Origin of the sequence: Spirosoma flavum (assembly GCF_042686045.1) — a bacterium.
In the GTDB taxonomy this organism is placed as follows: Bacteria; Bacteroidota; Bacteroidia; order Cytophagales; family Spirosomataceae; genus Spirosoma; species Spirosoma flavum.
This window is the reverse complement of the sequence record NZ_JBHUOM010000002.1, coordinates 1,125,929-1,152,147: the sequence shown is the minus strand read 5'-3', so window position 1 is coordinate 1,152,147 and position 26,219 is coordinate 1,125,929. Positions and strand designations below refer to the sequence as shown.

Annotated in this window: 23 protein-coding genes; 16 read left to right on the top strand and 7 right to left on the bottom strand. The window is 43.4% G+C overall.

All coding sequences use genetic code 11. The annotated features are described in order from the left end of the window. Positions 1-57: 57 nt before the first annotated feature. The 3 genes from ACFS25_RS10300 to ACFS25_RS10290 form a co-directional block, all read right to left on the bottom strand. Positions 58-1,110: an SDR family NAD(P)-dependent oxidoreductase gene (locus tag ACFS25_RS10300; RefSeq protein WP_381499597.1), complete on the bottom strand. Its 1,053-nt coding sequence runs from the start codon at positions 1,108-1,110 to the stop codon at positions 58-60. Between the two features lie 28 nt (positions 1,111-1,138). After that, complete coding sequence (locus tag ACFS25_RS10295; protein ID WP_381499595.1) at positions 1,139-2,296, bottom strand: zinc-dependent alcohol dehydrogenase; 1,158 nt, start codon at positions 2,294-2,296, stop codon at positions 1,139-1,141. Positions 2,297-2,519: 223 nt separating this feature from the next. Then, entirely contained in the window at positions 2,520-2,699 is a 180-nt protein-coding gene (locus ACFS25_RS10290) for a hypothetical protein (RefSeq protein WP_381499592.1), read from the bottom strand. Between the two features lie 31 nt (positions 2,700-2,730). Here ACFS25_RS10290 and ACFS25_RS10285 point away from each other — a divergent pair, with 31 nt between their 5' ends. Further along, positions 2,731-3,090 (top strand): aldo/keto reductase, encoded by a 360-nt coding sequence (locus ACFS25_RS10285; RefSeq protein ID WP_381500850.1) that lies wholly within the window; start codon positions 2,731-2,733, stop codon positions 3,088-3,090. 131 nt (positions 3,091-3,221) lie between these two features. Here ACFS25_RS10285 and ACFS25_RS10280 read toward each other — a convergent pair whose 3' ends face one another. Both ACFS25_RS10280 and ACFS25_RS10275 read right to left on the bottom strand, forming a co-directional pair. Then, positions 3,222-3,830 carry a TetR/AcrR family transcriptional regulator gene (locus ACFS25_RS10280; protein ID WP_381499590.1) on the bottom strand — a complete coding sequence of 203 codons (609 nt, stop codon included), beginning with the start codon at positions 3,828-3,830 and terminating at the stop codon, positions 3,222-3,224. 1 nt (position 3,831) lies between these two features. Next, positions 3,832-5,034, bottom strand: a complete 1,203-nt coding sequence (locus ACFS25_RS10275) for a DUF1624 domain-containing protein (protein WP_381499587.1) — start codon at positions 5,032-5,034, stop codon at positions 3,832-3,834. 365 nt (positions 5,035-5,399) lie between these two features. Here ACFS25_RS10275 and ACFS25_RS10270 point away from each other — a divergent pair, with 365 nt between their 5' ends. Next, positions 5,400-6,296, top strand: a complete 897-nt coding sequence (locus ACFS25_RS10270; protein ID WP_381499584.1) for an SMP-30/gluconolactonase/LRE family protein — start codon at positions 5,400-5,402, stop codon at positions 6,294-6,296. Between the two features lie 426 nt (positions 6,297-6,722). Here the strand turns inward: ACFS25_RS10270 and ACFS25_RS10265 are convergent, their stop codons facing one another. Then, on the bottom strand, positions 6,723-7,634 hold the full coding sequence (locus ACFS25_RS10265; RefSeq protein WP_381499582.1) for a formylglycine-generating enzyme family protein: 912 nt from the start codon (positions 7,632-7,634) through the stop codon (positions 6,723-6,725). A gap of 26 nt (positions 7,635-7,660) precedes the next feature. Next, entirely contained in the window at positions 7,661-8,512 is an 852-nt protein-coding gene (locus ACFS25_RS10260) for a helix-turn-helix domain-containing protein (protein ID WP_381499579.1), read from the bottom strand. Positions 8,513-8,770: 258 nt separating this feature from the next. On the opposite strand from ACFS25_RS10260, the gene ACFS25_RS10255 reads away from it, so the two are divergent. The 14 genes from ACFS25_RS10255 (at position 8,771) to ACFS25_RS10190 (ending at position 26,177) form a co-directional block, all read left to right on the top strand. Then, positions 8,771-10,105: a cytochrome ubiquinol oxidase subunit I gene (locus ACFS25_RS10255; protein WP_381499577.1), complete on the top strand. Its 1,335-nt coding sequence runs from the start codon at positions 8,771-8,773 to the stop codon at positions 10,103-10,105. Positions 10,106-10,108: 3 nt separating this feature from the next. Then, complete coding sequence (locus ACFS25_RS10250) at positions 10,109-11,131, top strand: cytochrome d ubiquinol oxidase subunit II (protein WP_381499574.1); 1,023 nt, start codon at positions 10,109-10,111, stop codon at positions 11,129-11,131. 335 nt (positions 11,132-11,466) lie between these two features. After that, positions 11,467-11,730 carry a hypothetical protein gene (locus ACFS25_RS10245; RefSeq protein WP_381499573.1) on the top strand — a complete coding sequence of 88 codons (264 nt, stop codon included), beginning with the start codon at positions 11,467-11,469 and terminating at the stop codon, positions 11,728-11,730. A gap of 1,192 nt (positions 11,731-12,922) precedes the next feature. Next, on the top strand, positions 12,923-13,966 hold the full coding sequence (locus ACFS25_RS10240; RefSeq protein ID WP_381499571.1) for a hypothetical protein: 1,044 nt from the start codon (positions 12,923-12,925) through the stop codon (positions 13,964-13,966). A 58-nt stretch (positions 13,967-14,024) separates the two neighbouring features. Continuing rightward, a complete protein-coding gene (locus ACFS25_RS10235) occupies positions 14,025-14,753 on the top strand; it encodes a hypothetical protein (RefSeq protein ID WP_381499569.1) in 729 nt (242 codons plus the stop codon). 222 nt (positions 14,754-14,975) lie between these two features. Next, the gene (locus ACFS25_RS10230; RefSeq protein ID WP_381499566.1) at positions 14,976-15,758 is read left to right on the top strand and encodes a YjbH domain-containing protein; all 783 of its coding nucleotides are present in this window, start codon (positions 14,976-14,978) and stop codon (positions 15,756-15,758) included. Then, positions 15,745-16,941 carry a YjbH domain-containing protein gene (locus ACFS25_RS10225; protein WP_381499563.1) on the top strand — a complete coding sequence of 399 codons (1,197 nt, stop codon included), beginning with the start codon at positions 15,745-15,747 and terminating at the stop codon, positions 16,939-16,941. The genes ACFS25_RS10230 and ACFS25_RS10225 overlap by 14 nt, the downstream gene beginning before the upstream one ends. 24 nt (positions 16,942-16,965) lie before the next feature. After that, positions 16,966-17,769 (top strand): polysaccharide biosynthesis/export family protein, encoded by an 804-nt coding sequence (locus ACFS25_RS10220; RefSeq protein ID WP_381499560.1) that lies wholly within the window; start codon positions 16,966-16,968, stop codon positions 17,767-17,769. Positions 17,770-17,780: 11 nt separating this feature from the next. Next, positions 17,781-20,108 (top strand): GumC family protein, encoded by a 2,328-nt coding sequence (locus ACFS25_RS10215; RefSeq protein WP_381499558.1) that lies wholly within the window; start codon positions 17,781-17,783, stop codon positions 20,106-20,108. A gap of 75 nt (positions 20,109-20,183) precedes the next feature. After that, positions 20,184-20,852, top strand: coding sequence for a sugar transferase (locus ACFS25_RS10210; RefSeq protein ID WP_381499557.1), 669 nt, complete (start codon positions 20,184-20,186; stop codon positions 20,850-20,852). Between the two features lie 157 nt (positions 20,853-21,009). Then, positions 21,010-22,578: an MATE family efflux transporter gene (locus ACFS25_RS10205; RefSeq protein WP_381499554.1), complete on the top strand. Its 1,569-nt coding sequence runs from the start codon at positions 21,010-21,012 to the stop codon at positions 22,576-22,578. Between the two features lie 51 nt (positions 22,579-22,629). Continuing rightward, positions 22,630-23,736, top strand: coding sequence for a glycosyltransferase (locus ACFS25_RS10200; RefSeq protein WP_381499551.1), 1,107 nt, complete (start codon positions 22,630-22,632; stop codon positions 23,734-23,736). Between the two features lie 17 nt (positions 23,737-23,753). Beyond that, positions 23,754-24,833, top strand: coding sequence for a glycosyltransferase family 4 protein (locus ACFS25_RS10195; protein WP_381499548.1), 1,080 nt, complete (start codon positions 23,754-23,756; stop codon positions 24,831-24,833). Positions 24,834-24,947: 114 nt separating this feature from the next. Next, positions 24,948-26,177 (top strand): hypothetical protein, encoded by a 1,230-nt coding sequence (locus ACFS25_RS10190; protein WP_381499546.1) that lies wholly within the window; start codon positions 24,948-24,950, stop codon positions 26,175-26,177. Positions 26,178-26,219: the final 42 nt, after the last annotated feature.

Below are 26,219 nucleotides of genomic sequence, written 5' to 3'. Positions count from 1 at the left end.
AGTAATATGGTCGGTAGGTTGCCATACCGATTCATTTTTCAACAAATACGCTATTATTTAAACGACGGCTGATTTGGCCTGTTGATACGCTTCTTGCACCGAATCGCTAACAGAAGCCAGCGCCTTTCGCGTGGAATGACCCGCCTGCGATGCTTTAGCATGAAAGGATTTCCGGCCCGACCGGGCCTTGCTGTAAATGTCACTGGGAATTATTGGCGAACGGCTACGAGACAGTAACCACCACCCACTTAGCACAGCAACACTAACCGCCAGAGCAATTGTCAGGGTTTGCTTCTGCTGTTGTTCGGCTTGCTCCTTAGGCATCATGTCCCGGCGCGCACTAGCGGCCACCAACGGGTCGGGCAGCACGTGCGCCATGGCAACCCGTGCTTTATTCATCCATCCGGCTACTACGTGGTCTTTTCCACTCATCAACGCATCATATCCTTCTTTAGCTACAGCGGCTGGATCGGCTGTTTTATTCGGATCGGCTCCTTTCGCTTCGGTGGCGCCGGCAACTTTAAAGAAATCTGTATTGGTAGCCCCCGGCATAAGTACCGTCACCGTAATGTTCGTATCGTTCAGTTCATTGCGGATGGCTTCCGAAAAGGATTTGATGAACGCTTTCGTCGCTCCGTAAACGGCCATCATGGGGTTAGGCGCTACCGATGCTTCAGAACCCAACATCAGAATCTTGCCCTCGTTGCGGCTAACCATGTCTTTAAGATACAGTTTGGTCAAGTGCATCAGGGCTACCGCATTGACCTGCACCACACCCAGCTCTTTCTGAATGTCTGTTTCGGTGGCAAACATACCGTACTCACCGAAGCCTGCATTATTAACCAGAACGTCGATCTGTAAACCCTGCCCGGTGGTCTCAGCATAGATTTCGGTGGGTGCTGATGGATTAGCGAGGTCTTTTTGAATCAACGTCACCTGAGTGCCATATTGATTCTGTAAGTTATTACTGTAAAGCTGCAAGGCATCGCTATCGCGACCCACCAGCACCAGATTATATCCATCTTTGGCGAAGAGCCGGGTTAGTTCTCGACCAATACCGCTGGATGCACCCGTAATCAGGGCTGTTTTACCATTATTTGACGTTTCCACCGTTGAGTTAGTAAGGGGTAAAAATTGGTTAGGGTTTTAGAATCACTTTGGTACAGTCATCTTCTTTCTTTTTGAAGATATCATACCCCCGCGAAATTTCTGCCAGAGGCAACACGTGTGAGACGATATCATCCAGGACGACTTTACCCTGCACGACCAGATCCAGCAGATGATCGATGTTCTTGTGTACAAACGACTGCCCGAAGCGGACGGTAACGCCTTTGTCGAACATGCGGCCAATCGAGATATTATCGAAAGGAGTACCATATACCCCAACTACCGATACGATGCCTCCCCGCCGGACGGCCTGAAAACATAACTCTAATATTTTGGGGGTTCCTTTTTCCAGGTTTATAACGGCTTTGGCTTTTTCCAGAAAATTACGGTCGGCTTCCATGCCCACAGCGTCCACGCAAAGGTCAGCCCCGCGCCCTTCGGTCATACTCCGAATGGCATCGACAACGTCCACTTCGTTGGGATTAAGCGTTTCTACTTTATTGACTCGCCGGGCTCGTTCCAGCCGATACTCTACCGGATCAATGGCAATTACGCGGCCGGCTCCCTGTAACCAGGCCGATTTTTGGGCCATGAGTCCTACGGGTCCTGACCCAAAAATGGCCACCGTTTCTCCTCCTTTTAGTGCGCCCCATTCGATGGCGCTCCAGCCGGTGGGAAAAATATCGGTCAAAAAAAGCACCTGCTCATCTTTTAGTCCTTCAGGAACATGGCGCAGACCGTAGTCGGCAAAGGGAACCCGGACGTATTCCGCCTGTCCGCCGTTGTACCCTCCGTACAGGTCAGAATAGCCAAATAGGCCCCCACCCTTTTCGGTAAGTAAGCCACCATCTGGCCCATAAAATTCGGGATTAGAGTTTTCGCAGTGCATTTCCAGATGATGATCACAGAAATAACACTTGCCACAGGCGATGGTAAAAGGAACAACAACCCGATCCCCCTTTTTGAGATTGGACACCCCCGAACCAACTTCCTCAACGATACCCATAAACTCATGGCCTAACACTTCGTTACGAAGTTGGGGCAGGAAACCATCGTAGATGTGTAGATCAGACCCACAGATGGCGGTTGAGGTAACGCGCAGAACAACATCCCGTGACTGCTCGATTTTGGGATCCTCCATCGTTTCATAACGGATGTCGCCAACTTTGTGAAATACGGCTGCTTTCATGGGCAGATAACGAAGTAAATAAAGCGATGAATTGCCTAGGGTTAGTACGGATGTCGCCAACTTTGTGAAATACGGCTGCTTTCATGGGCAGATAACGAAGTAAATAAAGCGATGAATTGCCTAGGGTTAGTAACGATAGACGGTTTGATTAGTTTATCAAATTGAGTGAATGGATAGATTACTGGATTACTAGTTCAGGCTCCAACGAAGCTTCGGTTCTCACTTACATTGATGCTTTTATGGGCGTTGACCGGGCCGCAGCGGTAGACCGTGAATTTTCGCCAAATCCTCCACCACCAAAATAAATACCAATGGCCGAAGCGTTAGGATTAGGTGTCACTTTCTGGTCACCACTTGCCGGAGGTTCGCTTACGCGTAAATACCGATCAGCGGTAACAGACAAAAACAACCGACAGGAAGCCTAGAATGGTTACCTGTTAAAAGCTGAAACCACCGCCCGTGAAACTGAAATTCTGGATACTCTCGAAGCCATTGCAAAAGAGCATAATACGAAAGTTTTGGCTATAGCACTGGCCTGGATACGTCAGAAGCGCGACCAGTCAACGCTATCCACTGTAATCATTATTGGTCCTCGTACAAGTGAGCAACTGGACGATAATTTAGCCTCGCTCCATGTAACACTTACGGCAGCGCAACTGCAGAAACTGAATGACGTGAGTACTATTTCTTTAGGGTCACCTCATGAAATAGTACTCACGTCAGGCTTTGCTCGGAGCCGAGTCTGGACTAGTAGCGCTTACTCATCCAGTTGCTTGATTTTCAGAAGGAACTAGGTAACACATAACGAATACATCAACTTTTGTACGATGATTTTAGTAACGAGAAGCATTTGATTGGTTAAGCAGACACGAACAATCTACATTAGTGCATTGCGGCTTTTGTTTAGGGTCAACAGTAGTAAAAATCACCTGTCCTGTCCGCTTAGGTCAGTCAAAAGGTTGGTAACACCCCGAACAATGTCATCGAGTTGTTTGGCATCTGGGTTGGTTCGGGCCACCACCCGCATACCTTGCAGACAACTGTTTAACAACCGGGCCATCGCCCAGATAGACTCTAATGACCGTGGACTGATCTCCCCTACCGTTTGCGCCTTATCAATTAACTGAACGAAAATCGTTTCGACAGTAGTTTGATAGTTAGCTACTTTTTGGGTTACCAGAGGATCAAATGGGCCTAGCCCAATAGCCGTATTCGTTATTAAGCAACCCCATTTTCCCTCGTTTGAAAGTAAGAGATGGTATTGTTCGCTAAAAAATAGTTGGATACTGGTTAGCGTTGCCTCTGGCTGTTGAAGTACGGTGAGTATCGGAAAACCAACCGTTTCTACGTAGCGGTCGAACGCTTCGAGGAATAACGCCTTTTTATCACCAAATGTGTCGTAAAGCGTTCCGGGATGAATCGTCAGGGCTTGGGTTAAATCCTGAATGGACGTCAGCTCGTAGCCTTTCCGCCAGAATAACCGCATCGCTTTATCCAGCATAACAACGCGATCAAATTTGGGAGGTCTTGCCATATTATAGGTAGGTTAACCACCAGCTTGAATGAGTTTGTTTATAACGTCCGTACCAACGGCAGGCAACATAAAGGCCCGTTAGTACAATGATCCAGACAACATAGGTTCGCCATAAATGGGGTTCGTAGGTTGACGGCCACGACTTTGAAGGGGCGAAAAAGAAGTTAACCGGACGCCCGAAAGCAATATACGTCCAGACCATAGCCCCAGCATTGATAAGGGGAATATGCAGGAGGTAAAAGAAAAGAGGCACCTTGCCGAAGACCATTAAAAGTTGGCTGGCCCTGCTCTGAACACCCTCCAAAGTCGCTAAGAGCAAACAGGCTACACCTAATGTCAAACACAGATATAGCAGGGAAGGCGGGTACTTGCTCACGTTGATGAAGGATAATGCACTATAAATGAGTCCTCTATTCTGCACACTCCAGGGATGAGGATCGCCATAGACGTTGGTAGCCCGCAAGATCACAAAAAATAGTAGTAAGCCCCAACCCAGCCAACGGAGATGACGTTTCCGGTACTCGGGCGAATTGATAAACCAGGCGCCAATTAAATAGCCCGCCAGCATGACAGCCACCCAGGGAATAAGGGGATAAACGGCAAATAGCGGTGGCAACCCATCACCAAGGGAGAGAAATAAAGCAGGTTTATGAAAAAAGACCCACCCCAGCGTATTCACGGTAAGCTGTTGGGGTTCAATTGTACTCAACAATTGATGCCCCCCAATGAGTACCAGCGTTATAACCAGTAAGCTCCAGCGTGGCAACCAGATTAGTAAGGCCATTGACACCATTGACCACCCAATAACCCAGATTACCTGAATAAACACAACATGATAACTGAATTGCCAGAGAAAGTTAATAATGACCAGTTCCAAAAAAATCATCCAGACCCCACGCTTCAGCAAAAATAAGCTGACGGCTCGTTTGTCGGTTTGTTTCTGTTGATACAGAAAAATACTGATGCCCGCCAGAAAAACGAAGGTTGGGGCACAAAAGTGAGTTACCCACCGGGTCAAAAATAAGAACACAGAGGTCTGCGAAACATCATCTGGCCGATATGGGAAACTGCTCCAAAAATCGCGGACATGGTCCAATGCCATTAGGATAATGATCAACCCCCGCAAACTATCTATGGGTATCAGACGGGCAGTACGCTGGGATACCCCCATTGAATCAGCTTGTTTATATAATATGTCCTGCATAGAGCGAGTAGCGAGTATGAAGCGAGTAAATGAGCGATCATTCAAATAAACAGTTTTTGAGTGACTATTCAAAAACTACTTTGCTTTTTACCCTATTTATCGATTAGGCTAAGGATTGGTGCTACTGGAGAAATCGAAAAACAGGTAGTACAGTTTGTATAGTTGCCAAGTGGTTTACAGCATTTTCTACTCTAATCTGCCCGATTACTTACCCCCATTTGCTTAAATTACCAGTCTGGCCCGTTCATCTATTATCACTCATCCGGCACATGTAGAACAGTAGGGAACTACCCATTACTTGTTTTTCTACATAGCTGTAACTTTCACAGGAACCTATCTCAACTCCATGAACAACTACTTTGATTATGCCCAGAACTAGTAACCCACAAATTCGTGTCGTACTCGATCATCAGAGCCTGTTAGCTGAGGGGCCTGTATGGGATACCAGGCAAAGCCTGATTTGCTGGATCGACATTTTGAACGGTGAAATTCATCAATACGAACCAGCACAGAAAACCCACACAACCATCCAGGTTAATCAGATGATTGGCTCGCTTGCGCTTTGCCGAACAGATCAGCGGTTCGTAGCGGCCGTTAAAGATGGGTTTTGTTTTGTCGACAGACAGTCCGGGGCGGTGTCGATGATTGCCAATCCAGAGGCTGCGTTACCCAACAACCGCTTCAACGAAGGAAAATGCGACCCGGCAGGGCGATTCTGGGCCGGGACGATGTCGCTCACCGAGGAGCCGAAAGCGGGAAGCCTTTATATGTTAAATTCCGACTTGGCAGTTGTCCGAAAAATAAATCAGGTCAGCATTTCTAATGGTCTGGCCTGGAGTATGGACCACCGGATTATGTACTACATCGATACGCCTACGGGTAAGGTCATGGCTTATCCATTTGACAAGCAGACCGGTCTGATAGGCACTGGAAAAATAATATTGACCATTCCAGAGGAAGAAGGTTATCCTGACGGAATGACCATCGATAGTGAAGGAATGCTTTGGATTGCCCACTGGGGTGGCTGGCAGGTAACCCGCTGGAACCCGCACACCAGCGAACTGATGCAACACCTACAACTACCCGTAGCCAACGTAACATCCTGTACGTTTGGAGGCCGCAACCTGACCGATCTATATATTACAACGGCAAAGAAGGGCCTTAGCGAGATTGAGTTGCAAGAGCAGCCGCTAGCCGGGTCTTTGTTTGTCCTGCCCGACTGCGGGATTACTGGCGTACCCGCTTTCGATTTTGACGCTTAATTACGTACGTAGTGATGGGACTTGTGCAAACGAACTCCGTTTGGGTTTACCTGGGTAGTTAGTCGTTTTTCATCAAACAACCGAATAACTCTCTGGCCCTTCTCTATCTTCATGGCTTAATTTCTTCCTTTACCAGGGTTAATTCTTTCCTGATTACCGGCGCTATTTTATTCCCAAATAATTTGATGGCGTGAAGAATTTGATGGTGGGGTAACTGAGACCCACCAATCAACTGGGCCAGATAGCGGGTGTTTTGATCAGCTTTTCTTGACCGGCACTGCCGCACCGCTAAACTAAGAAAGGATAATTGGCCTGCTTAGTTTCCGTGTCTGGAAAATCTGAGTAAATAATAGTCGTTAAAGCTGGCTAAGCATAAGTGGCCGTCTTATGCTGATTTACGACTAAAATCAGGTACAGTGAAGGGTATTATTTTTTGGTTGCCACACATCGAAATCCAACTTCGCCCGTAATGGTGGCGGGGGGCCACTTAAAATGATAATTGATGCGCATGTGCCCTTTTACATCGGTTTTATACGATCCGCCTTTGGCTACTTTTTTCTCACTGCCGATAAACGTGTTACCGCATTCTGTTTTCCCGTTGGGCGGGCCAACAGGATCAATTTGATCCGTCAGTGGATAAGGACCTTCCCAATCACTGCACCACTCAAACACGTTACCAATAAGATCATACAGGCCCCACGGATGCGGCTTTTTAGTAGCTACCGGATGAGTTTCTTTGTTGGCGTTCAATTCTGACCACGCATAGTCTTTCGAGATTTCATTTATATTCTGAGCGGTGTCGGCAAAGAAATAAGTGCCCTGACTAGTTGCTCTCTCGGTGTATTCATACTCGGCATTGGTCGGCAGACGATACCCGTTTTTCTGAATTGTATAGGTAAGGGTTAAAAGATCAAGCACCGATGTATCCGTTCGGACAACAGCGCTATAGGTATAAACCGTATCCAGGCCATCTCTTTTGCTCCGCTCATTGCAGTATAAAACAGCCTCATACCAAGTCACTTTCTCCACGGGCAACCGACCATTACCCGTCTTATGGGCTGATCGATTTTTGTGCATTAATGCCTGATAATCGGCTTGTGTTACCAGCGTACTATCCATGTAAAAATCATACGTAAAGCTCACTTTGTGTTTGCCGATGAAGCAAGCCCATTCAGTACCAGCCTCTTCCTTATTCCATCCCATAAGAAAGCTTTTGTTCCTGGCACTGATTAAGGCCATGTCTTTATGTGTTTCGTTGATCGGCTTTTTACCCTGTTGAGCAAAGCCGCCTACAGAAAGGAGCAACACGTGTAGAAGGATAATGAGGGTTTGTTTCATGTAGTTGGTCGGTGATATTTACAGGTCTACTGGCGGAAGTCAGCGGGTGTTTGGCCGGTCTGCTTTTTGAAGAAGCGGACAAAATACGAGGGATCATCGAAGCCTAGCTGAAACCCGATTTCTTTCACCGACTGGGTCGTGTGTGTGAGTAACCGTTGCGCTTCAATAAGGACGCGTTCGTGGAGTAACTGGCTGGCTGTTTTGCCCAACACTTTCTTGCAAATATGGTTGAGGTAATTTGGCGTCAGACTCATTTGTTCAGCATAGTCGTTTACCGACCGGACACGTAGAAACTGGGCCTCCAACAACTCTTCATACTGGCGAATGCGATCATATAACTGCGTTTCGGTAACCACCCACGGCTCGCTATAGAGTCGATTGGCAGATTCCAGTATAATATGAACGAAGGATTGAAAAACCTCAGCCCGGTTAGGCTGATCATGTTCATATTCCTGATAGGCAAACCTGAATAGTTCACCGAAGAATGTATGCTGCTCACCTACCGTCAATAGCGGCTGGTGTTGATGTGAATGAAAAAATGGATATTGATAAAGTCGGTTACCCAGTCGACTTTGAAAAAAAGGCGCATCGAAAAACAAATTAAACCCCTGCACATCAGCCGATAATTGCCAGCTATGCACTTGTCCCGGTGTAAGAAAGTAAAGCTGATGTGGCGTGATCGTGTATGTTTTGAAGTCAATCGTATGCGTACCACTCCCCTGACTAATCCACATCAGCAGGTAAAACGTATGGGAGTGCGGCTTATCGATTCCCTTAAATTCCTGCACCAGTTTTTCCAACCGTGTCATATAAAAGGGGGCATCGGCCTGATGGCGGGGAAACGCTTGAAGTTGATAAACCGGAACATGTGAGGCCATAGTAACCAATGGAAAAGACGCTGATAGTCAGGTAAAAAACAAACGAAGTAGGGTTGGATAGACTAATCCGTAAACGGCCCTATAGATAAATTACTGTCGAAATGGTCTTGTCAGCCCATTACCTTTGATTTGTCCTATACAAGATCAGTTTCATCATTTCATACCCCCAATTTAGCGGGTAACTTTGGTAGACTTTTCTTTGATTGATTACCTATTGGTAAACGGCAAGGTAAAGTATCTCCTAACAGCGCAGTTTCAATGGATGATTTTATAGCAGCACGCTCTCAGATGGCTCTATCGCTGGGCTTTCATATCGTTTTTTCCTGCATTGGCATGGTCATGCCGTTCTTTATGGCTGTAGCGCATTACTATTGGCTCACAACCAAAGAGATAAGATACAAAAACGTAACAAAGGCCTGGAGTCAGGGCGTTGCAATTTTCTTCGCTACCGGTGCGGTGTCGGGCACCGTGTTATCGTTTGAACTGGGCTTGTTATGGCCCCAGTTTATGAAACAGGCGGGACCTATTTTTGGTATGCCTTTCTCGCTGGAAGGGACCGCTTTTTTTATTGAAGCCATTGCTCTGGGATTTTTCCTCTATGGCTGGGACCGCTTCAATCCGTGGTTTCACTGGGTTACAGGGGTCATTGTGGGTGTTAGCGGCTTGGTTTCCGGTATTCTGGTGGTGGCGGCCAATGCCTGGATGAACAGTCCTGCTGGCTTTGACTACGTTGACGGGCAATACCTTAACATTGACCCTATCAAGGCTATGTTTAATGATGCCTGGTTTTCGCAGGCGCTGCACATGTCTTTAGCCGCCTTTGTCGCTACGGGTTTCGCGGTAGCGGGCGTTCACGCCTTCATGATTCTGAAAAATAAAAACAAGCAATTCCATACAACGGCCTTTAAGATTGCGGCTTCCTTCGGCTGCGTGGCCGCGTTATTGCAGCCACTGAGTGGTGATATATCGGCTAAAGATGTGGCCCGGCGGCAACCGGCTAAACTGGCGGCTATGGAGGCCCACTTTCACACCGAAAAAGGGGCTTCTTTGCTAATTGGAGGTATTCCAGATTCGAAAACGAAGCAGGTCAACTATGCCTTGAAGATACCGGGCCTGCTTAGCTTTATGGTTCACGGTGACACCAAAGCCGAAGTAAAAGGACTGGATCAGATACCCGTTGAAAACCAGCCGCCGGTCGCCATTACCCATTATGCGTTTCAGATTATGGTTGGATTAGGTATGCTGATGATGGCCTTGTCTGGACTGTATTTTATAGCGCTTTGGAAGAAGAAACAATGGCTGAGCAGTTCCTGGTTGCTAACGCTATTTGCCGCGGCAACGCCCTTAGGCTTTTTGGCCGTTGAAGCGGGGTGGACCGTTACCGAAGTGGGCCGACAACCCTGGATCATTCAAGGCGTGATGCGGACTGCCGACGCTGTAACGCCGATGCCTGGCATTGCGTATTCATTTTACTTGTATACGGGCGTGTATCTATCGCTCGCGCTCGTCGTTAGTTTTATGCTATATCGGCAAATCAGGATGGTTGGAACGCTTTATGATTTACCTGCCCACGCCAGTCAATTGAAAAAATAAGCTATGCTATACGTTGTCATTATTTACTTATGGGTGGCCATTCTGCTGTATTTATTGCTGGGTGGGGCCGATTTTGGAGCCGGTATCATTGAGCTGTTTACATCGGAAGCGAACAAGAATCGTACGCAGAAAACTATGTACAGGGCTATCGGGCCAATCTGGGAAGCAAACCATATGTGGTTGATCATCACAATCGTTATTTTATTTGTAGGCTTCCCCGCGATCTACACGACCATGTCGGTCTATCTGCACATTCCACTAACAATCATGCTTCTGGGAATTATTGCCCGTGGCACGGCCTTTGCGTTTCGGCATTACGATGCGATTGTCGACGATATGCAGGGTCTGTATGACCGAATTTTTGTTTATTCGAGCGCCGTAACCCCCCTTTTTCTGGGCATCATTGCCGGAAGTGCCGTATCAGGCCATATCGACCCGCAGGCAACCACGTTTCTTTCCGCTTATATTTTTAGCTGGTTAAATTGGTTTTCCGTTTCAGTAGGTTTTTTCACCGTGGCTATCTGTGGGTACCTGGCCGCCATTTATCTGATTGGTGAAACGGATACAGAAGCCGACCGGCAACGGTTTATTCGGAAAGCCCGATTTATGACAGGGGCTGCCGTTGTGTGTGGCGGTCTGGTTTTTGTGGCTGCCTATGCCGATGGGATTCCCCTGTTCGATTGGGTATTCGGCAACTGGCCTGGCTTAACAGCCATTCTAGCCGCTACAGTATCGCTGGGGCTAATGTGGTATTTGCTGGCAAAAGGAAACCGATACACGGTGCGAGTACTGGCGGGTTTTCAGATCACAATGATTCTTTTAACCACGACAGCCCGGCATTTCCCCAACATTGTACTGCTTAAAAACGGAGGCTATCTCTCTTTACTGGAAAACCAGGGGCACGCGAAAACAATTGATTCACTCGCCATAGCTCTATTGGTGGGCAGTATATTCATTCTGCCAGCGTTGGTCTATCTGGTGTATAGTTTCCAAAAAAAACCAGTTGATGTTGATGTCCATGTTTAAGCCGACCATCCGATAAGGCGTGGATAAGTAAGCCGTATTTTTACGATAGCAGCAGCCCATTTAAGTAGTCAGAAAAGCTGGTATAAGACAAGTAAGTCTATTAAAGATGGTCGCTACTTCTCTCGCGAGGAGAGCTAAGAAACCGTTTTGTGTTCTCCTTTATTTCCCGCTCATTTACAAATAAAAAGGAAACAGTTATCTTTAAGGGGTGATAATACTAGTAGAGAAGTCATGAAATAATGGATTCAGGGGAGGCTAATCAAATAATACGTCAGTTGGCATTGGATTGGGTAAATCGGGATTTACCCGCTGAGGGCTTAAACTATGCTGATTATATGAGGGCGATCGCCGGGCTCCAGGCGGCAACCCGTAGCGTAGGACGAACATCGGAGGTATTCGCGGTGGTCATTCGACAGGCTGTCGGGCTAGGTAAGACTTCAGAGTGGGTCAAGCGGGAGTTACGGTTTGAAGCAATGGTTCAGGAAGTTGAGAGTCGGGCGGCTCTGGCTCGACTTGATTTGGAGCATAGCGGAGCAGTGGATGATAATTTGCTGGATTTGTACAACGAGCGCCTGAACCGATTCAATTCCATTTATTAAACCACCAATTTTGGGTTAAGCGTACGCTGAATAAGCTTACCCCGAGATTGGCGTGTAAAGCCGTCCGGAATGATCTCCAGATTGCGCAGTCGAGCCAATGTAAAGAACGACCTGACGCATATCGAAAGGCAAATTTTGCGGGAGCTAAAACGCTACAAGCTCGTGATGAGGATCGTCACACAGAAGCTACTCTGGTTAAGTCGCCGTTCGCTCCGGAAGTACATCACTAACGATCTTAACTATCTCTCTCTACTACGAACTTACGTTACCTAAAGACCCTGCATGGTACTAAAGAGACAAAAAAAACAGGCAATAAATTATACATGAAATGAGCAGCAATCATTTCAGCACAAAATATACTGTAAGCCAGTTAGTTAGGATCATAACAGTAAGGTAATTATTGTCTAATTATCCTATCATATTTGACAAACACAAAATATTTCACATTAAAAATAGATTAAAATTTAATTAAAGCTTAATCTTGACGAACATTCATGTATGTCACTTATAGTGCACGAAAAGTACCCATTATATAGTCAAATTTTTATTTTACATAACTATTTCAATAATATATAGATTTATAAAAAATACCAAATTACCATAACGCTAAGTATATGTTTCCGTTTAATATGTTTAATAAACAAGGGCTAATTGGCGAAAAATGGGAATATTTATCCAATGGATTTTTAGGTACATTTGCTTTCTCAGAGTATGACAATACACCATCCTCTCTAAATTAATTACCTCCCTGATGGTTACTATAGCATTCTCGGGGAACGTACACTTCTCATAGTTAACAATAAGGATAGACTAGTTCTCTGCTCATAAGTATCACGAGTAGATACTATCTAAAGTCAGGTCATTTCCTTAGACAATTCATCGTTGGATGTTGTCTTAAGATCTTAAAAAAATCAAGATTAGTACTCTTCTACTCTCAGGTAGTTTTAGAAGACTATTGCCCGAATATACCAGCACAAACTGACGCTCGGCCTCATAGCTCCCTATAGGCCCGTTACAAGCGCTTAGCTATTTATTTAGAAAACTCTGAAAATGGTTAACGTTAAACACTCAGCAGAGTGGTAAGTGAGCCATGCCTAAACGAGTCGCTTCGGTCCGGAATTGTATCAATTACGAGCAATCAGTTAAAATTTCATTTAGTCAATCTCTTTTCATTTAACCACCACCCCTTTACATGAAAACTGCAATTCCAAGTATCAAATTACTCTTTTACGGGTTTTGTCTGGCGACGGTCCTGTACAATTGTAAAACAAAGGATGTTGACTCGCTTACACCTTTTACCTATACGTTTAAGGGCCTGGACGCAAAACTACCCGACGTTAAGACTACAACTCCTGCGGCTGTTTCAGTAACGGCTGCCACAGTGACTTCATCAACGGCAGCGGCTGCCGTTACTGCTGGTGTGGCAGGTATCACAGCCAGCGGACAAGTACCCGCGTCTGTACAGCAGGCGACCACAAACGTAGCGAAAGCTGTTTCACCTGATAAGGCAACGGCAATAAGTGCCGAATTTACACCTGGTGTTATTGCGACACTAACCAGCACCGGCAAACTGCCTGCCAGTTTAAAGGCTGAAGTAGACGCCATAGCTACTAATCCCGCTCTGCAAGCTTACCTACCGGTATTCACATTACCGACCGTAAATGGTAAGGCCGTGGGTGGCCGGGTGGCGGCTCCGGTTACCATTGAGGTGGTGCATTCGATTCAAGACGCGGGCACTGACGCCTGCAAAGCTGCCGCTAATGCTGCGTTTGCTACTGCAAAGGCCGGTTTAGACGCTCAACGGCAAACACAAAGTGCCCCCATTAACGCAGCCTACACCCAAGCGGTATCGACTGCAAATGGTGAAGTAGCTGGCTGTCAGGCACCTATACCAGCTAAGTATAGCGCTTCCATTGCAGCTGCTCAAAGTACACTTGGTACTGCTTTAGCTGCACTAAGTTCCGCCAGGAGTATTTTGGGCGAAGAGCGATATGCGTTGCTGGTTGTTTTAAGCTATGTATCCTTCAGCCAGATTGTTGGGGGCTATGTTACGCTTCAAACGGCTGAGACGAACGCCTGTTCGTTGACTAAGGATGCCAAAATTACGAATGCCCAGACTGCTCGTGACGCTGACTTAAGCCAGATCACCAGCAACTACAATTCAGCGGTAAGTACGCTTACTACGGCTCTTGCTCAAGCGGTTGCTAGCTGCCATAACCAGGGTAACGGAGGATGAGTCCAGTCGTTTTAACGCAATAAACCTCTCTCGACTCAAATCTCATTTAACCAAAATCATGAACAAGAAATACTTCCTCATATCATTCATTGCTTTACTAAGCGGCCTGTTTGTACGGCCTTTACAGGCGCAGGTTAATTTAAAGAGCATCAGTGTGGGAGCCAGCTACTGGAAGCCTTCACTGGACTACTGGAACCAACGGTCTATGCTGGCCGATTACAACGCCGGAAAGGGCGCTACACTTTCGGGTAGCGTTATGCCAACAGTCGCCATCGAAATTGGTCTTATAAAAGGTCTGTCGATTGGGGGACGCGTTGGCTACTGGAAAAACTCGGTATCCAGCGACTTGAGCATAGCTGGTATTAATCGTACTGAAAAGTTCACACTCTCCATCATACCGGTTTCGCTGGACCTAAAGTACACCTTTGCGAAGGCAGCTACCACGACTACAAAAACGGATGGAACGACGGAAAAGACCAAGAGTCCATTTCTGACGCCCTATATCGGGGTTAGTGTTGTCCGCTACTTTATCAACAACGATTTCTCACGACAGGTGGTTGGTAATACCGGCTCTCTGAGCGAAACACAGGCAGGCAGCAATTACGGTGTGCAGGTGTTTGTAGGTGCGGAGAAACAGCTCGTAAAGAAATTGTATCTAGCCCTTGATGTACGCTACCACTTGGGCAACTACAATCAGGTTGTTAAAACGGAGACCACCAGCACAACGGAGAAAGTAAGTTTGAACGGACTGGAAGCGGGGCTTTCACTGCGGGTCAAATTTAACTAAACTACTTTTCCAGAGACTTCCCCAAAAGGGTGGACAATTAAGTTATGCCTGGCATAAAGGATACGGCTCAACCATTTGGGAAAGAAGCCTCTGGAGGTTCAGGCTATTCGTCAAACCCATTAATAAAACAGGTACCTGCTGGTGATAAAAAACGTATATAACTATACGGTAAAAAATACAGAGCTCATAAGGACCAGTAAAAAGGTTTTTTTGATCGGACTGATGCTGATAAGCGTCGGGGTTCCGACACGGGGCTTGGCGCAGGTGAATGTTTCCGGTAAAGCGGGGCTAATGTATATACCATCGGCAGAGTTGCTTGAGGATGGAACATTTTCAATGGGATATACCCTTAACCCATCGAACTATGCCTTTCGATTCAATAAAAAGAACTCGGAAAGCATCTATTTCGTCAATCTGGTGCTGCTGCCTCGGCTTGAAGTGAATGTGAATCTACTAATGCCAAATGGACCAATCAATTTTAGTGGAAAAGGTATCGGAGATCGACAGATTGATCTAAAGTACGTGGTGATGACCGAGAAAAAGAAGCGCCCATCGATGGCTATTATTCTTTCAGAACCGTTTGGCGTTTCAAGTTCACTTGTTACTTATGCCTTAGCCGCTACGAAGCATGTCGCTGTTACGAAGTCAATTAATGCCGGAATAACAGTAGGTATGGCCAGTCCGTATTCCATTTATCGAGATGAAAGTGACAGTCATAATGATGATATTTTTTCAAAATTTAGCTGGATAGACAAAAGAGACCAACCTTATAAATATTTGTCAGGGCCGTTTGGAGGGGTTAAGCTTACGTTCGCCCAAAAAGCAGGATTTATGGTTGAGTGGGATTCACAGCATTTGAACGTGGGCGCTTACGCGCTGCTGTTCAAACACTGGACTGTGCAGGCTGGCTGGCTGAATGGCGATCAACTTACACTGGGTACGTCTTATGCCTTGCGTTTGCTTCGCTTACCGAAACGCCTGATTACGAAACATGAAGGTAGTTGAACACATAGGGGCTTTGGGCCTGGACGTAAGAGCAAACGCCGTTCGAACCGATACTGGGCGCGCATTGACGCTTAGCCTACTGTTGTTCGTGTTGGGATTGACAGCGTGGCCCATACAGGAAAGTGTTGCACAAAAGCAGCGGCAAAACGGTCTGCTTTCCTACGAAAACCTATCGGTTGATAGTGTGCAACACCGGGTCTATTATGAGCAACGGCTGTATCGGAATCCGCTACTTGGGATGCTGGAACTGGCTAAACCGTTGGCCGCGCAGGGTATAAACGAGTTCGTGCCCCTCTATCAGGGGGTGCCAATTGCCCGTTACCGACTGGCCTCAACGGTTAGTACATCGACTCTATCACGACGGGAGCGGGCGGACTGGGCGAAAACGCATCTGTTCGACGCCAGGAAGTATAAACTGGATTTTCGGTTGCAACCCGAATTTACTGCGCAGTTCGGTTTTCGCGAACAAACGGTGGAAAGTAAAACGAATCTGCTGCTGCAAAGTCAACTGTACCTGAGCCGGGGATTGATGCTGAATTGGGGGGTGTTGTTTCCGATTGTGAATCACCTGGACAATCAGGCGCTGAATGTTCGGCCAGCACCAACGTACCTGAACCAGTTTCTGGCGTTGGATGGGACAAACTTCATGAGCCTGTCGGCGGGGTTGTTTTACAATGATCAGTATGGCGTTAATGTGCAGTATCGCCATGCGGACATGACAAAAAATTGGTCATTCGGGGTAGAGTCAAGCTATACAGGCTTCTACTTCTTCCCCAGGAATGGCTTCTATTACGAGTCGCTGCAAAACTTTATGCTACTGGCAGATGTGGCCTACCGGATTCCTAGGCGTGACATTACGCTGAAGCTATCGGGTGGACAATATCTCTACCAGGATCGTGGGGTACGGATAGACTTCATCCGGCAGATGGGCAATGTGGAAGTTGGTTTTTATGCACAGAAAACGGTGAATGGGGCAACAGGAGGCTTCAATTTTGCCATTCCCCTTTTCCCGGGACGTATTGTTCAGACCCAACATGTCCGCCTTCGGAGTAGCGAAGAATTTCGGTGGGAGTATGCCTATAGCCGTGGGTATAATATTGGTTCACGGTATCGGGTTGGTAATCAGCTGGATGCGCTGCTTCGGCAGTATCACAGCAGTTACTTACAGAATCAGTATCGGTAAAAGAAATTTATTAAAGTGACTTGTATGAATTTACGTAAAATGTATGGGCAGGTTGGGTATTGGTTTGTTGGTTTGTGTGTGTGCCTGACTAGTTGCATTTCCAGTAAAGAATTGGTTATGTATCAGGCAGATAGCCCTGGTAAAGATACTATCGCACTGGCACCCCGGTACATACCGACCATCAAAGTAGGCGATGTACTATCCGTACAGGTAAGTAGTTTAAGCCCGGAAGCTACGGCCTTTTTCAACCCGTACGCAGCCATTACGGCAATGTCAGGAACGGGAGCAATGCAAAATACGCAAACGACGCCAATGCCTTATATACCGGGTTACCCGGTTAGTGAAGAGGGGCAGATTGAGTTACCGCTAATGGGCAAGCTAACCGTACAGGGACTAACAAATACACAGGCGGCAGCGCTAATCCGGCAAAAACTGCTTGACTATTTAAAAGAGCCAACGGTGAACGTACGAAACCTGAATTTTCAGATCTCCGTATCGGGTGAGGTAGCCCGTCCGTCGCTCTTTTCCATTCCAAATGAGCAAATAACACTACCTGCGGCTCTGGGACTGGCGGGTGATATTACCATTTATGGGCAACGGAACAATGTTCTGGTGATTCGGGAAGAGAATGGACAACGGACGTTCAACCACCTGGACCTGACCAAACGGGATGTATTCAAATCCCCCTACTACTACCTGCATCCGAATGACATTGTCTATATCGAACCCGGAAAAGCCCGCATTGCCAACGCCGACCGGACCTATCAGTTATTACCAATCATTCTCAGTTCCCTATCCTTTATCGCCATTATTGTTAGCCGTTTTTAACACAACTGAACATGGTTACGAATCCATACACCCCCTACCAGGCCTACGAAATAGAACCACAGCTTAATGTACGTGCCATACTCATGCGGTATGTGCGCAACTGGCCCTGGTTTGTCCTTACACTGATTCTGGCGTTAGCCGCAGCTTACGTCTATCTGCTTTACCAACCACCTGTTTATAAGGTTCAGGCCAGCCTGTTGATCAAGGACGAGAAAAAAGGGATTTCGGGCGAAAGTCTGATGAAGGAGATGGACATCTTCACGCCTAGTAAAGTGGTGGAGAATGAGCAGGAAATCCTCAAATCATTTACCCTGATGAATCGGGTTGTGAATAGCCTGGGTCTCGATGTTCGGTATTATCACCCAACCAGTACGTTCAGAGAAGAAATTTATACCGAGTCACCCATTCGGTTGCTGGTGGAGGAACCAGCGTCAAAACTGTACAAGGAGACCTTAGAATTTACCTTTATAGACAGTAAAACGATAAAATTAAACGGGCACCCCTATCCCGTAAACCAAAGCATCAAAACGCCGTATGGTCAGCTACGCGTGTTTGCCCGTAAGCCCCTCAATAGCAAGCTGGAACCCGTTATTGCCACTGTATCCGCTCATGCTGCTGCCGTTGAAGGCTATCTGGCTCACCTAACCGTTGAACCAACGGCCAAGCAGTCTACAGTACTGGTGATGACGCTGGAAGAAGCCGTACCAGACAAAGGCGAGGCTATTTTGAATCAGCTCATTAACGAGTATAATAAAGAAGCCATTGTTGATAAAAATAAAGAAGCCAGCAATACACTCACCTTTATTGAAGATAGACTGGCTCTAATTTCTGGCGAGTTGTCAACAGTTGAGAAAGAGGTTGAGCTGTATAAATCAACGCAGGGAATTACGGACCTGAGCGTACAGGCAGAAACATTCCTGCTTTCGGTTAAAGAAAACGACACGCAGTTGAACGAGGTCAATATTCGGCTGAGTGGACTGGCAGACATTGAGCGGTATATTCAGAACCAGTCAAACGAGAAAGGCGTAACACCGGCTACGCTGGGGTTAAGTGACCCCATCCTGACGGGTTTATTGACGAGAATGACCGAACTGGAATTGAAACGCGAAGAAGTATCGCGGACGATGTCATCCAATAACCCACTGCTCCAATCGCTTGACAGCCAACTAAAAGCGATGAAGATTAGTATCAACGAAAACATTCAGACGATACGGCAGCAGTTGACCAGCAGCCGTACTCAGCTAGCCGTCAACAACCGGCGCATGGAGGACATGATTCGCACTGTGCCGGGAAAAGAACGTGCCTTATTAAACATTACCCGGCAACAGGTAATCAAAAACGGCCTGTATACCTACCTGCTCCAAAAGCGCGAGGAAACGGCTCTGTCTGCGGCTTCTACAGTATCCGACAGCCGACTGGTTGACGCTGCCCGTACGGGTAATGAGCCTATTAAGCCAGTTAAACGAATGATTTTTTTACTGTTTGGCTTTTTCGGTCTACTGGTTCCCGTCGGAATTATCGCGGCCAAAGATACCCTGAACAACCGCGTGTTGCGCCGGGCCGATGTTGAAGAAGCTACGCAGATACCTATCCTTGGCGAAGTGGTTAACAGCCGCCAGATGACGATTGACAATCTGGTTTTCAAACCTCGTATGCAATCCGTGATTGGCGAGCAGATCCGGGCCTTGCGCACAAACCTACAGTTTCTACGAAGCGATCCCCATAAACCCCAGGTGCTGCTATTCACCTCCAGCATTAGTGGTGAAGGAAAATCGTTTATTTCCCTGAATCTGGGAGCGAGTTTGGCCCTGGTAGACCGCAAAACGGTTATTCTGGAAATGGACATGCGCAAGCCCAAACTGCACAAGAGTTTACACATTGAGAACCGGGCTGGCCTGAGCAATTACCTGATTGGTGACGCCACCATTGATGAACTGTTGCAGCCGATTGCCGGGTATGAGAACTACTTTATCATTACGGCTGGACCCTTGCCGCCAAACCCATCCGAACTACTAAGCTCTCCCCGACTGGCTCAATTGTTCGAAGAGTTGAAGGAGCGTTTTGATTATGTATTAGTTGACTCCCCACCAATTGGTCTGGTAACCGACTCGCAGTTGATTGCGCCCTTCGCCGATGCAACTATGTTTCTGGTCCGCCATGATCATACCCCGAAAAACTACATCAGAATGGTCGATACGCTATATAAGGAGCAACGCTTCCAGAAGTTAAGTATTATTTTAAATGGTGTAGGTGAAGGCGAATCCTACTACTATAACTACAATTATAGCGATTATTACGGTGGCCCGGATAAACAAGGGCGCGTAGATAGTGGTGTCTAGACAACCTGCTTTTCTACTATAAATTCTCTGCGTCCATCAGCTTGATACTCACACGCAACGTAAACCTACCTCAGTATGCTTAGCCTAGACTCACACTACAAACCCCTGTATGTATATGCTGAGCCACGGACCCGGCACAGTGATATTACGTACCAGCGGGTGGGAAAACGAGGGTTCGATATTTGTTTTGCCCTGCTCGTTACCACGCTAATCTTATCCTGGCTGATCCCTTTAGTTGGCCTCTTAATATGCGTAGACTCGAAAGGACCGGTGTTATTCGTACAAAAACGGACGGGCTATCGGGGGAACTGGTTCTACTGCCTTAAGTTCAGGACGATGACCCATCAGCCAGAAGCTGGTTTTAAACAAGCCACAAAAAATGATGATCGGGTAACACGCATAGGCGAGTTTTTGCGACGAACTAACCTGGACGAAATGCCACAATTTCTCAATGTGCTTATTGGCGATATGAGCATTGTCGGTCCACGCCCGCACGCGGTCCAGCATGACATACTTTTCTGGAACAAGTTTCCCGACTACCGCAAGCGATACCGAATGAAACCGGGCATCACCGGTTTGGCACAAGTATATGGATGCCGGGGCGAGACGGACCAACTAATGAAAATGCAACATCGGGTACGGTATGATCGGTTTTATAATAAAAAGAAGTCTCTTCAATTAGATATATGGCTTTGCTGGTTGACCGTAAAAGCCATGATGAATGGGAATATTAACGCATGGTAAATGTTTGCTTTGTAACATTTTACAATCTACTAATTGATGTAGAATCAACATTTGTCAACGTCAAGCTTAATTCAAAATGATTTTGTGTTCTGGTACATATAATAGATCATGTCTCTAAATGGGAAAGCAATAGTCGAAAGACTGCAATGAACAATCTATGCAGGCAGCTAATAGAGTAATTAAAAATACGGGTATCCTCTATGCAAGGATGGCCATAACCGTATTTATGTCTTTGTATGCCACACGGCTGATTTTAAATGGGTTAGGAATAACTGATTTTGGAATTTTTAACGTAGTAGCAGGAGCCATATCTATGCTGACATTTTTAAATTCAGCCATGTCAGCTGCTACCCAACGGTTTATGTCCTTCGCTGAGGGAGAAGGCGATTTTTCAAAGCTGAAAAGCATTTTTAATGTCAGTATTGTACTTCATATCATCATTGCAATCCTAGTATTTCTGGTTTTGGAAGGTGTGGGTTATTTCTTGTTCAATGGCATTTTAAAGATTCCTGAATCAAGAATGGAAGTAACTAAGATAATCTTCCAATTTATGATCGTCAGTACACTCTTGACCATCATCTCTGTACCTTATGATGCCGTAATCAGTGCTCATGAAAACATGCTTCTATTTGCAATACTTGGAATCATAGAGTCTACCCTTAAACTGGCTATTGCCCTGTATATTACCTACACCCATTACGATAAATTAATTGTCTATGGATTATTGACAGCAGCGTTAACTATAACAATTTTAACCTTCAAAAGAATCTATTGCCATAAGAAATATACCGAATGCGGGATCAATATTAATCTATATTTCAACAAATCAATTTTTAGAGATATGGCCAGATTTGCAGGATGGTCACTTTTAGGCTCCTCTAGTAGCCTATTCGCGAATTATGGGCAAGGAATTGTAATCAACACATTTTTTGGACCTGAAGTGAACGCAGCTCAAGGAATTTCTTCTCAAATAAGCGGACAATTAGGTGCATTCTCGACAACATTACTCAAAGCTTTAAACCCAATTATAAACAAAAGTGAGGGAGGGGGTAACCGAAATTTAATGTTAAAAGCTTCTATGACAGGAAGTAGAATTTCCTTTTTTTTATTAATCGTTTTTTACGTTCCTGTTTTAATAGAAATGCCCTATATATTCAGTCTATGGCTAAAGAATGTTCCAGAATACGTGATTATCTTTTGTAGGTTGCTTTTGCTACGAAACTTAATAGAGCAATTAGGGATTACTTTACATTACTCTATAACAGCTGTAGGAAATATAAAAAAATATCAAATATTCGTATCTATAATAACATTTTTTCCGCTAGTCATTTCTTATATTTTGTTCAACTTAAATTTCTCAGCCTATGCATTATATGTTGTATTTTTAATTTTCTCCGTAGTTAACTTTATAATTACACTTTATTTTGCTAATGAAAAATGTGATTTATCTATATCTACATATATGAGAGATGTTGTCTTCAGATGTTTCCTAATATTTACAATACTCATTACTATATCATTTATTCCAACATTAATTATTCACAATAATCTGATAAGGTTGATGTCAGTCGTTATAACAAGTACAGTATGTTTTATAATATTAATATGGACATTAGGATTTTCTTTTGAAGAACGTTTAAATATCAGAAAATTGGCAATTACTATAATCAAAAAATTTGACTTGGATAAAGATAAAACACAAAATATATTACTAAAAAACGATTAAAAAATATAATCATTACGCTCATAGTTAAAACAAAAATCCAAAAAAACACGAATGAAAGTAATACATATATTCAACGAATTGAAGTTTTCTGGCGCTGAAATTATGTATGTGGATGCAGCGCCTACATTTCAACAATTAGGATGTCAATTAATAGCTGTCAATACAAGTACTAACATTGGTGATTATAGCCAATATTTTAGAAATGCAGGTTATGAAATACTGCATTTACCCTATCCATCATTAAAAAATATCGGAAAGAGGACAAGCTACTTTTATAACTTCATCAAGCTACTCAAGAGAGATAAAATTGATGTGGTACATGTTCACAATAGTAGTATGAAATGGGTTATGTCAATGTGTGCTTGGTTAGCAGGAAAAAAATCTATATATACTTTTCATAATGTATATAAATCTAATTGGTATTCTATTACTTATCACCAATGGTTAAGATGGAGTGCAAAAAATGTTTTTAAATGTAAATTCCATACTATCAGTGATTCTGTTTATAATAATGAATTAACCTACTATAACAATCCAACAAGTAAAGTTTACAACTGGTATAACAGTGAACGGTTTTCTCCAGGTAGCAAAGAAGAAAAGCGAACAATACGCCAGGAATTAAATATCCCAGATGAAGCTTTAGTTTTAATATCTATTGGTGGATGTAGTTCAGTTAAACGCCATTCTGAAATCATTAAAGCATTACCAATAATTTTAGAACATAACCAAAGCTGTATTTATCTTCATTTAGGAGAAGGAAGCTCAGAAGGAAAAGAGATTTCACTGGTAAAAGAATATTCAATTGAAAAGAGCGTGCGTTTCTATGGAAATCAGGCCGATGTAAGGAAATATCTTATTGCATCAGATATATATCTAATGACTAGCCGTTTTGAAGGAATTTCAATAACTACTATCGAGGCTATGGCCTGCAAAATTCCCACTATACTATATAATGTACCCGGCCTTAGAGATTTCAATAAATCAGTAGAAACTAGCATATTAATACCAGAAGAACATACATTACTAGCAGAGAAAGTAACTAGTTTATATTATGACAAAAATTTTAGTGTGATCTTAGCGGAAAGGGCTAAAGCGTATGTTGATAAAACCTTTAATCTAGAAAATAATGCTATGAAAATTTACGAGATGTATATATAATCTTTTTCAATATAATTATGAAAATATTCTATGATTACCAAGTATTTACGAATAAAGTTTCAGGAGCATCTCGAGCCTTTTGTGAAATTGCTACTTTAGCTTCACTGGAAAATTCAGTATATTTTGGAACGAAGAAATCTACAAACATATATTTAAAAGTTCTAAAACCTGATTTAAAAGAGTTTCTTCCAGGAATTAATTTCAAAGGAAAGTCTCACCTTAATAATGCTATTGAACTTAACTATAGTTTATCAATAATTAAAGAAAATAATTTTGATTTGATGCATGTAACTGGCGAAAATTGCTATTTTCTAAATTTTATTAAAAAACCATTTATAATAACCATACATGATCTGATTCCTGAAAACTATCTAAATAATGAAAAACGAATACATAATAGAGCAATACTAATTGAAAGAGCCAGCCGAATAATTACAGTCAGTGAAAATACAAAAAAGGAATTAATAAATATCTATGGTAATGAAATTGAGTATAAAGTTGATATAGTTTATCATGGCTTTACCAAGTCAAAACTTAAATATGCACATAATAGATGGGGAAGGTATATATTGTTTGTAGGCCAAAGAGCATCTTATAAAAATTTTTATTCATTTATTAAAGCGTTAATACCAATTTTGAAAGAAGACAAGACGTTGACAGTATTCTGTGCAGGAGCTCCACTTAATAATGAAGAAGTTTCATACTTATCTAACCTAAATATTGCTAACAGAGTAATGGCAGAGTATGTGAGTGATAGTGACTTATATTCTCTTTATAAGCATGCACAAGCCTTTGTATTCCCTTCTCTTTATGAAGGGTTTGGCATTCCAATCCTTGAGTCATTTGGTAACAGTTGCCCAGCGGTTATAAGTAATACCTCATGTTTTCCTGAGATAGCAGGGGATGCGGCATGTTATTTTGATCCAAAAGATGAAAAGTCCATTTCGGATGCAGTAAAAAAAGTAATTTATGATAAAGAATATTCAGATTATCTCAGAAAAAAAGGGCATGAACGAGTTGCATTATATACATGGGAAAAATCCACAAGTAAAATGATGGACTGTTATAGAAACTCAATTAAAGCTTCTCAGTCATGAAATAATTAATTTTTATTAAAAAAATGTAAAATTAAAAAACGGTCTTCTATAAGGATAAGCTATAGAAGAACATTGAAATCAACAAATAACATATTGGTATTTATTAAATACATAATGAAACATCTTATACTGTATATTGGAACATTTTTGTACTTATTCTTAACTACAAGTACAGCATATTACGTTGGAATTCAACAAGTAGGACTAGCCTCTTCTGGAATATTAATTATTTTATTTTTTTTAAAAACTTTTTCTAATAGATCATTTTTACTAAACCCCTTTTTTAAAGAGGAATATGTAGTCCTACTAATATGCACATTGATTATCTTAGTAAAAATAATACTGACAGATTATATATCAGTACAAAACGTTATTTTCTTTATAATTACCCCTCTAATAGTATCTATGTTAATAAAATTTCAGAATACTAATACTATTAATGTTCTGTGTAAATTGATAATCATTTTCTTTTTTTCAGAATGCATTCTAGCCATTTATGAAAGAATATTTGAAATTATCATATTCCCTTATGAAGAACCCAACAATATAATATCTTCAAATAATGAGAGTTGGATGTTTAGAAGCTCTGCTTTTTTAGGAAATCCTCTAACAAATGCAGTTGCCGTATCAACTATTTTAGGATTTATTATAACTAGTAAATTTAACTCATTGTTCAAAATAATTTGTTTGGCAACGGGCTTTATTACTTTATTATGCTTTAATGCACGTGGTGCTATTCTGATCTGGAGTTTATTAGGTTTACTATATTTATACACATTTATTAAGAAAAACAAGAAAAGCCCTATATTAAAATTATTTTCATTATTGGTGAGCATCACATTTTTACTAGGGGCTATTTACCTGATATTCAATACTAGTTTAGGAGGAAGGATAGTAAATCAAGATAAGATAATGGATGGAAGTGCCCAATCAAGGTTAGATGTATTAAATGCATTTAACTTTATTTCTTCCCAAGACTTATGGATAGGAAATTCAAGCAACTACATGATTGTAACAAATAAGCTGGGGGCCGCTGGCATAGAGAATTCCTATATAGTTATAATCGTTAAATACGGATTCATTATGGGTATATTATTAATGATATCCTTGTACAACTTGATTAAAAAACACGTTAAAGCATATTCCTTAGAACAAAGGGCAATTATATTACTGTCATTTATCTTGGTAGGTTCATTTAATAATTCACTGGCAGGATCACCTCCTTGGATCATTTTTTTATTATGCTCTAATACATTTAAATATTACGATAATAGTATTTTCAAACAAAGGATTATTCACACGGGAAAAATTCCAGTATTATCGATTCAACAAATAATGCTTTGATTCGAAAATAAACATTAACTGATACAAATGTTTAAAGTAAAT

What these genes read in the sequence shown, in the direction of transcription:
- ACFS25_RS10295 (WP_381499595.1), bottom strand. Translation starts at nt 2,296, where the DNA reads ATGAAAGCAGCCGTATTTCACAAAGTTGGCGACATCCGTTATGAAACG.
- ACFS25_RS10280 (WP_381499590.1), bottom strand. Translation starts at nt 3,830, where the DNA reads ATGGCAAGACCTCCCAAATTTGATCGCGTTGTTATGCTGGATAAAGCG.
- ACFS25_RS10275 (WP_381499587.1), bottom strand. Translation starts at nt 5,034, where the DNA reads ATGCAGGACATATTATATAAACAAGCTGATTCAATGGGGGTATCCCAG.
- ACFS25_RS10270 (WP_381499584.1), top strand. Translation starts at nt 5,400, where the DNA reads ATGCCCAGAACTAGTAACCCACAAATTCGTGTCGTACTCGATCATCAG.
- ACFS25_RS10265 (WP_381499582.1), bottom strand. Translation starts at nt 7,634, where the DNA reads ATGAAACAAACCCTCATTATCCTTCTACACGTGTTGCTCCTTTCTGTA.
- ACFS25_RS10260 (WP_381499579.1), bottom strand. Translation starts at nt 8,512, where the DNA reads ATGGCCTCACATGTTCCGGTTTATCAACTTCAAGCGTTTCCCCGCCAT.
- ACFS25_RS10255 (WP_381499577.1), top strand. Translation starts at nt 8,771, where the DNA reads ATGGATGATTTTATAGCAGCACGCTCTCAGATGGCTCTATCGCTGGGC.
- ACFS25_RS10250 (WP_381499574.1), top strand. Translation starts at nt 10,109, where the DNA reads ATGCTATACGTTGTCATTATTTACTTATGGGTGGCCATTCTGCTGTAT.
- ACFS25_RS10245 (WP_381499573.1), top strand. Translation starts at nt 11,467, where the DNA reads ATGAGGGCGATCGCCGGGCTCCAGGCGGCAACCCGTAGCGTAGGACGA.
- ACFS25_RS10240 (WP_381499571.1), top strand. Translation starts at nt 12,923, where the DNA reads ATGAAAACTGCAATTCCAAGTATCAAATTACTCTTTTACGGGTTTTGT.
- ACFS25_RS10235 (WP_381499569.1), top strand. Translation starts at nt 14,025, where the DNA reads ATGAACAAGAAATACTTCCTCATATCATTCATTGCTTTACTAAGCGGC.
- ACFS25_RS10230 (WP_381499566.1), top strand. Translation starts at nt 14,976, where the DNA reads ATGCTGATAAGCGTCGGGGTTCCGACACGGGGCTTGGCGCAGGTGAAT.
- ACFS25_RS10225 (WP_381499563.1), top strand. Translation starts at nt 15,745, where the DNA reads ATGAAGGTAGTTGAACACATAGGGGCTTTGGGCCTGGACGTAAGAGCA.
- ACFS25_RS10220 (WP_381499560.1), top strand. Translation starts at nt 16,966, where the DNA reads ATGAATTTACGTAAAATGTATGGGCAGGTTGGGTATTGGTTTGTTGGT.
- ACFS25_RS10215 (WP_381499558.1), top strand. Translation starts at nt 17,781, where the DNA reads ATGGTTACGAATCCATACACCCCCTACCAGGCCTACGAAATAGAACCA.
- ACFS25_RS10210 (WP_381499557.1), top strand. Translation starts at nt 20,184, where the DNA reads ATGCTTAGCCTAGACTCACACTACAAACCCCTGTATGTATATGCTGAG.
- ACFS25_RS10205 (WP_381499554.1), top strand. Translation starts at nt 21,010, where the DNA reads ATGCAGGCAGCTAATAGAGTAATTAAAAATACGGGTATCCTCTATGCA.
- ACFS25_RS10200 (WP_381499551.1), top strand. Translation starts at nt 22,630, where the DNA reads ATGAAAGTAATACATATATTCAACGAATTGAAGTTTTCTGGCGCTGAA.
- ACFS25_RS10195 (WP_381499548.1), top strand. Translation starts at nt 23,754, where the DNA reads ATGAAAATATTCTATGATTACCAAGTATTTACGAATAAAGTTTCAGGA.
- ACFS25_RS10190 (WP_381499546.1), top strand. Translation starts at nt 24,948, where the DNA reads ATGAAACATCTTATACTGTATATTGGAACATTTTTGTACTTATTCTTA.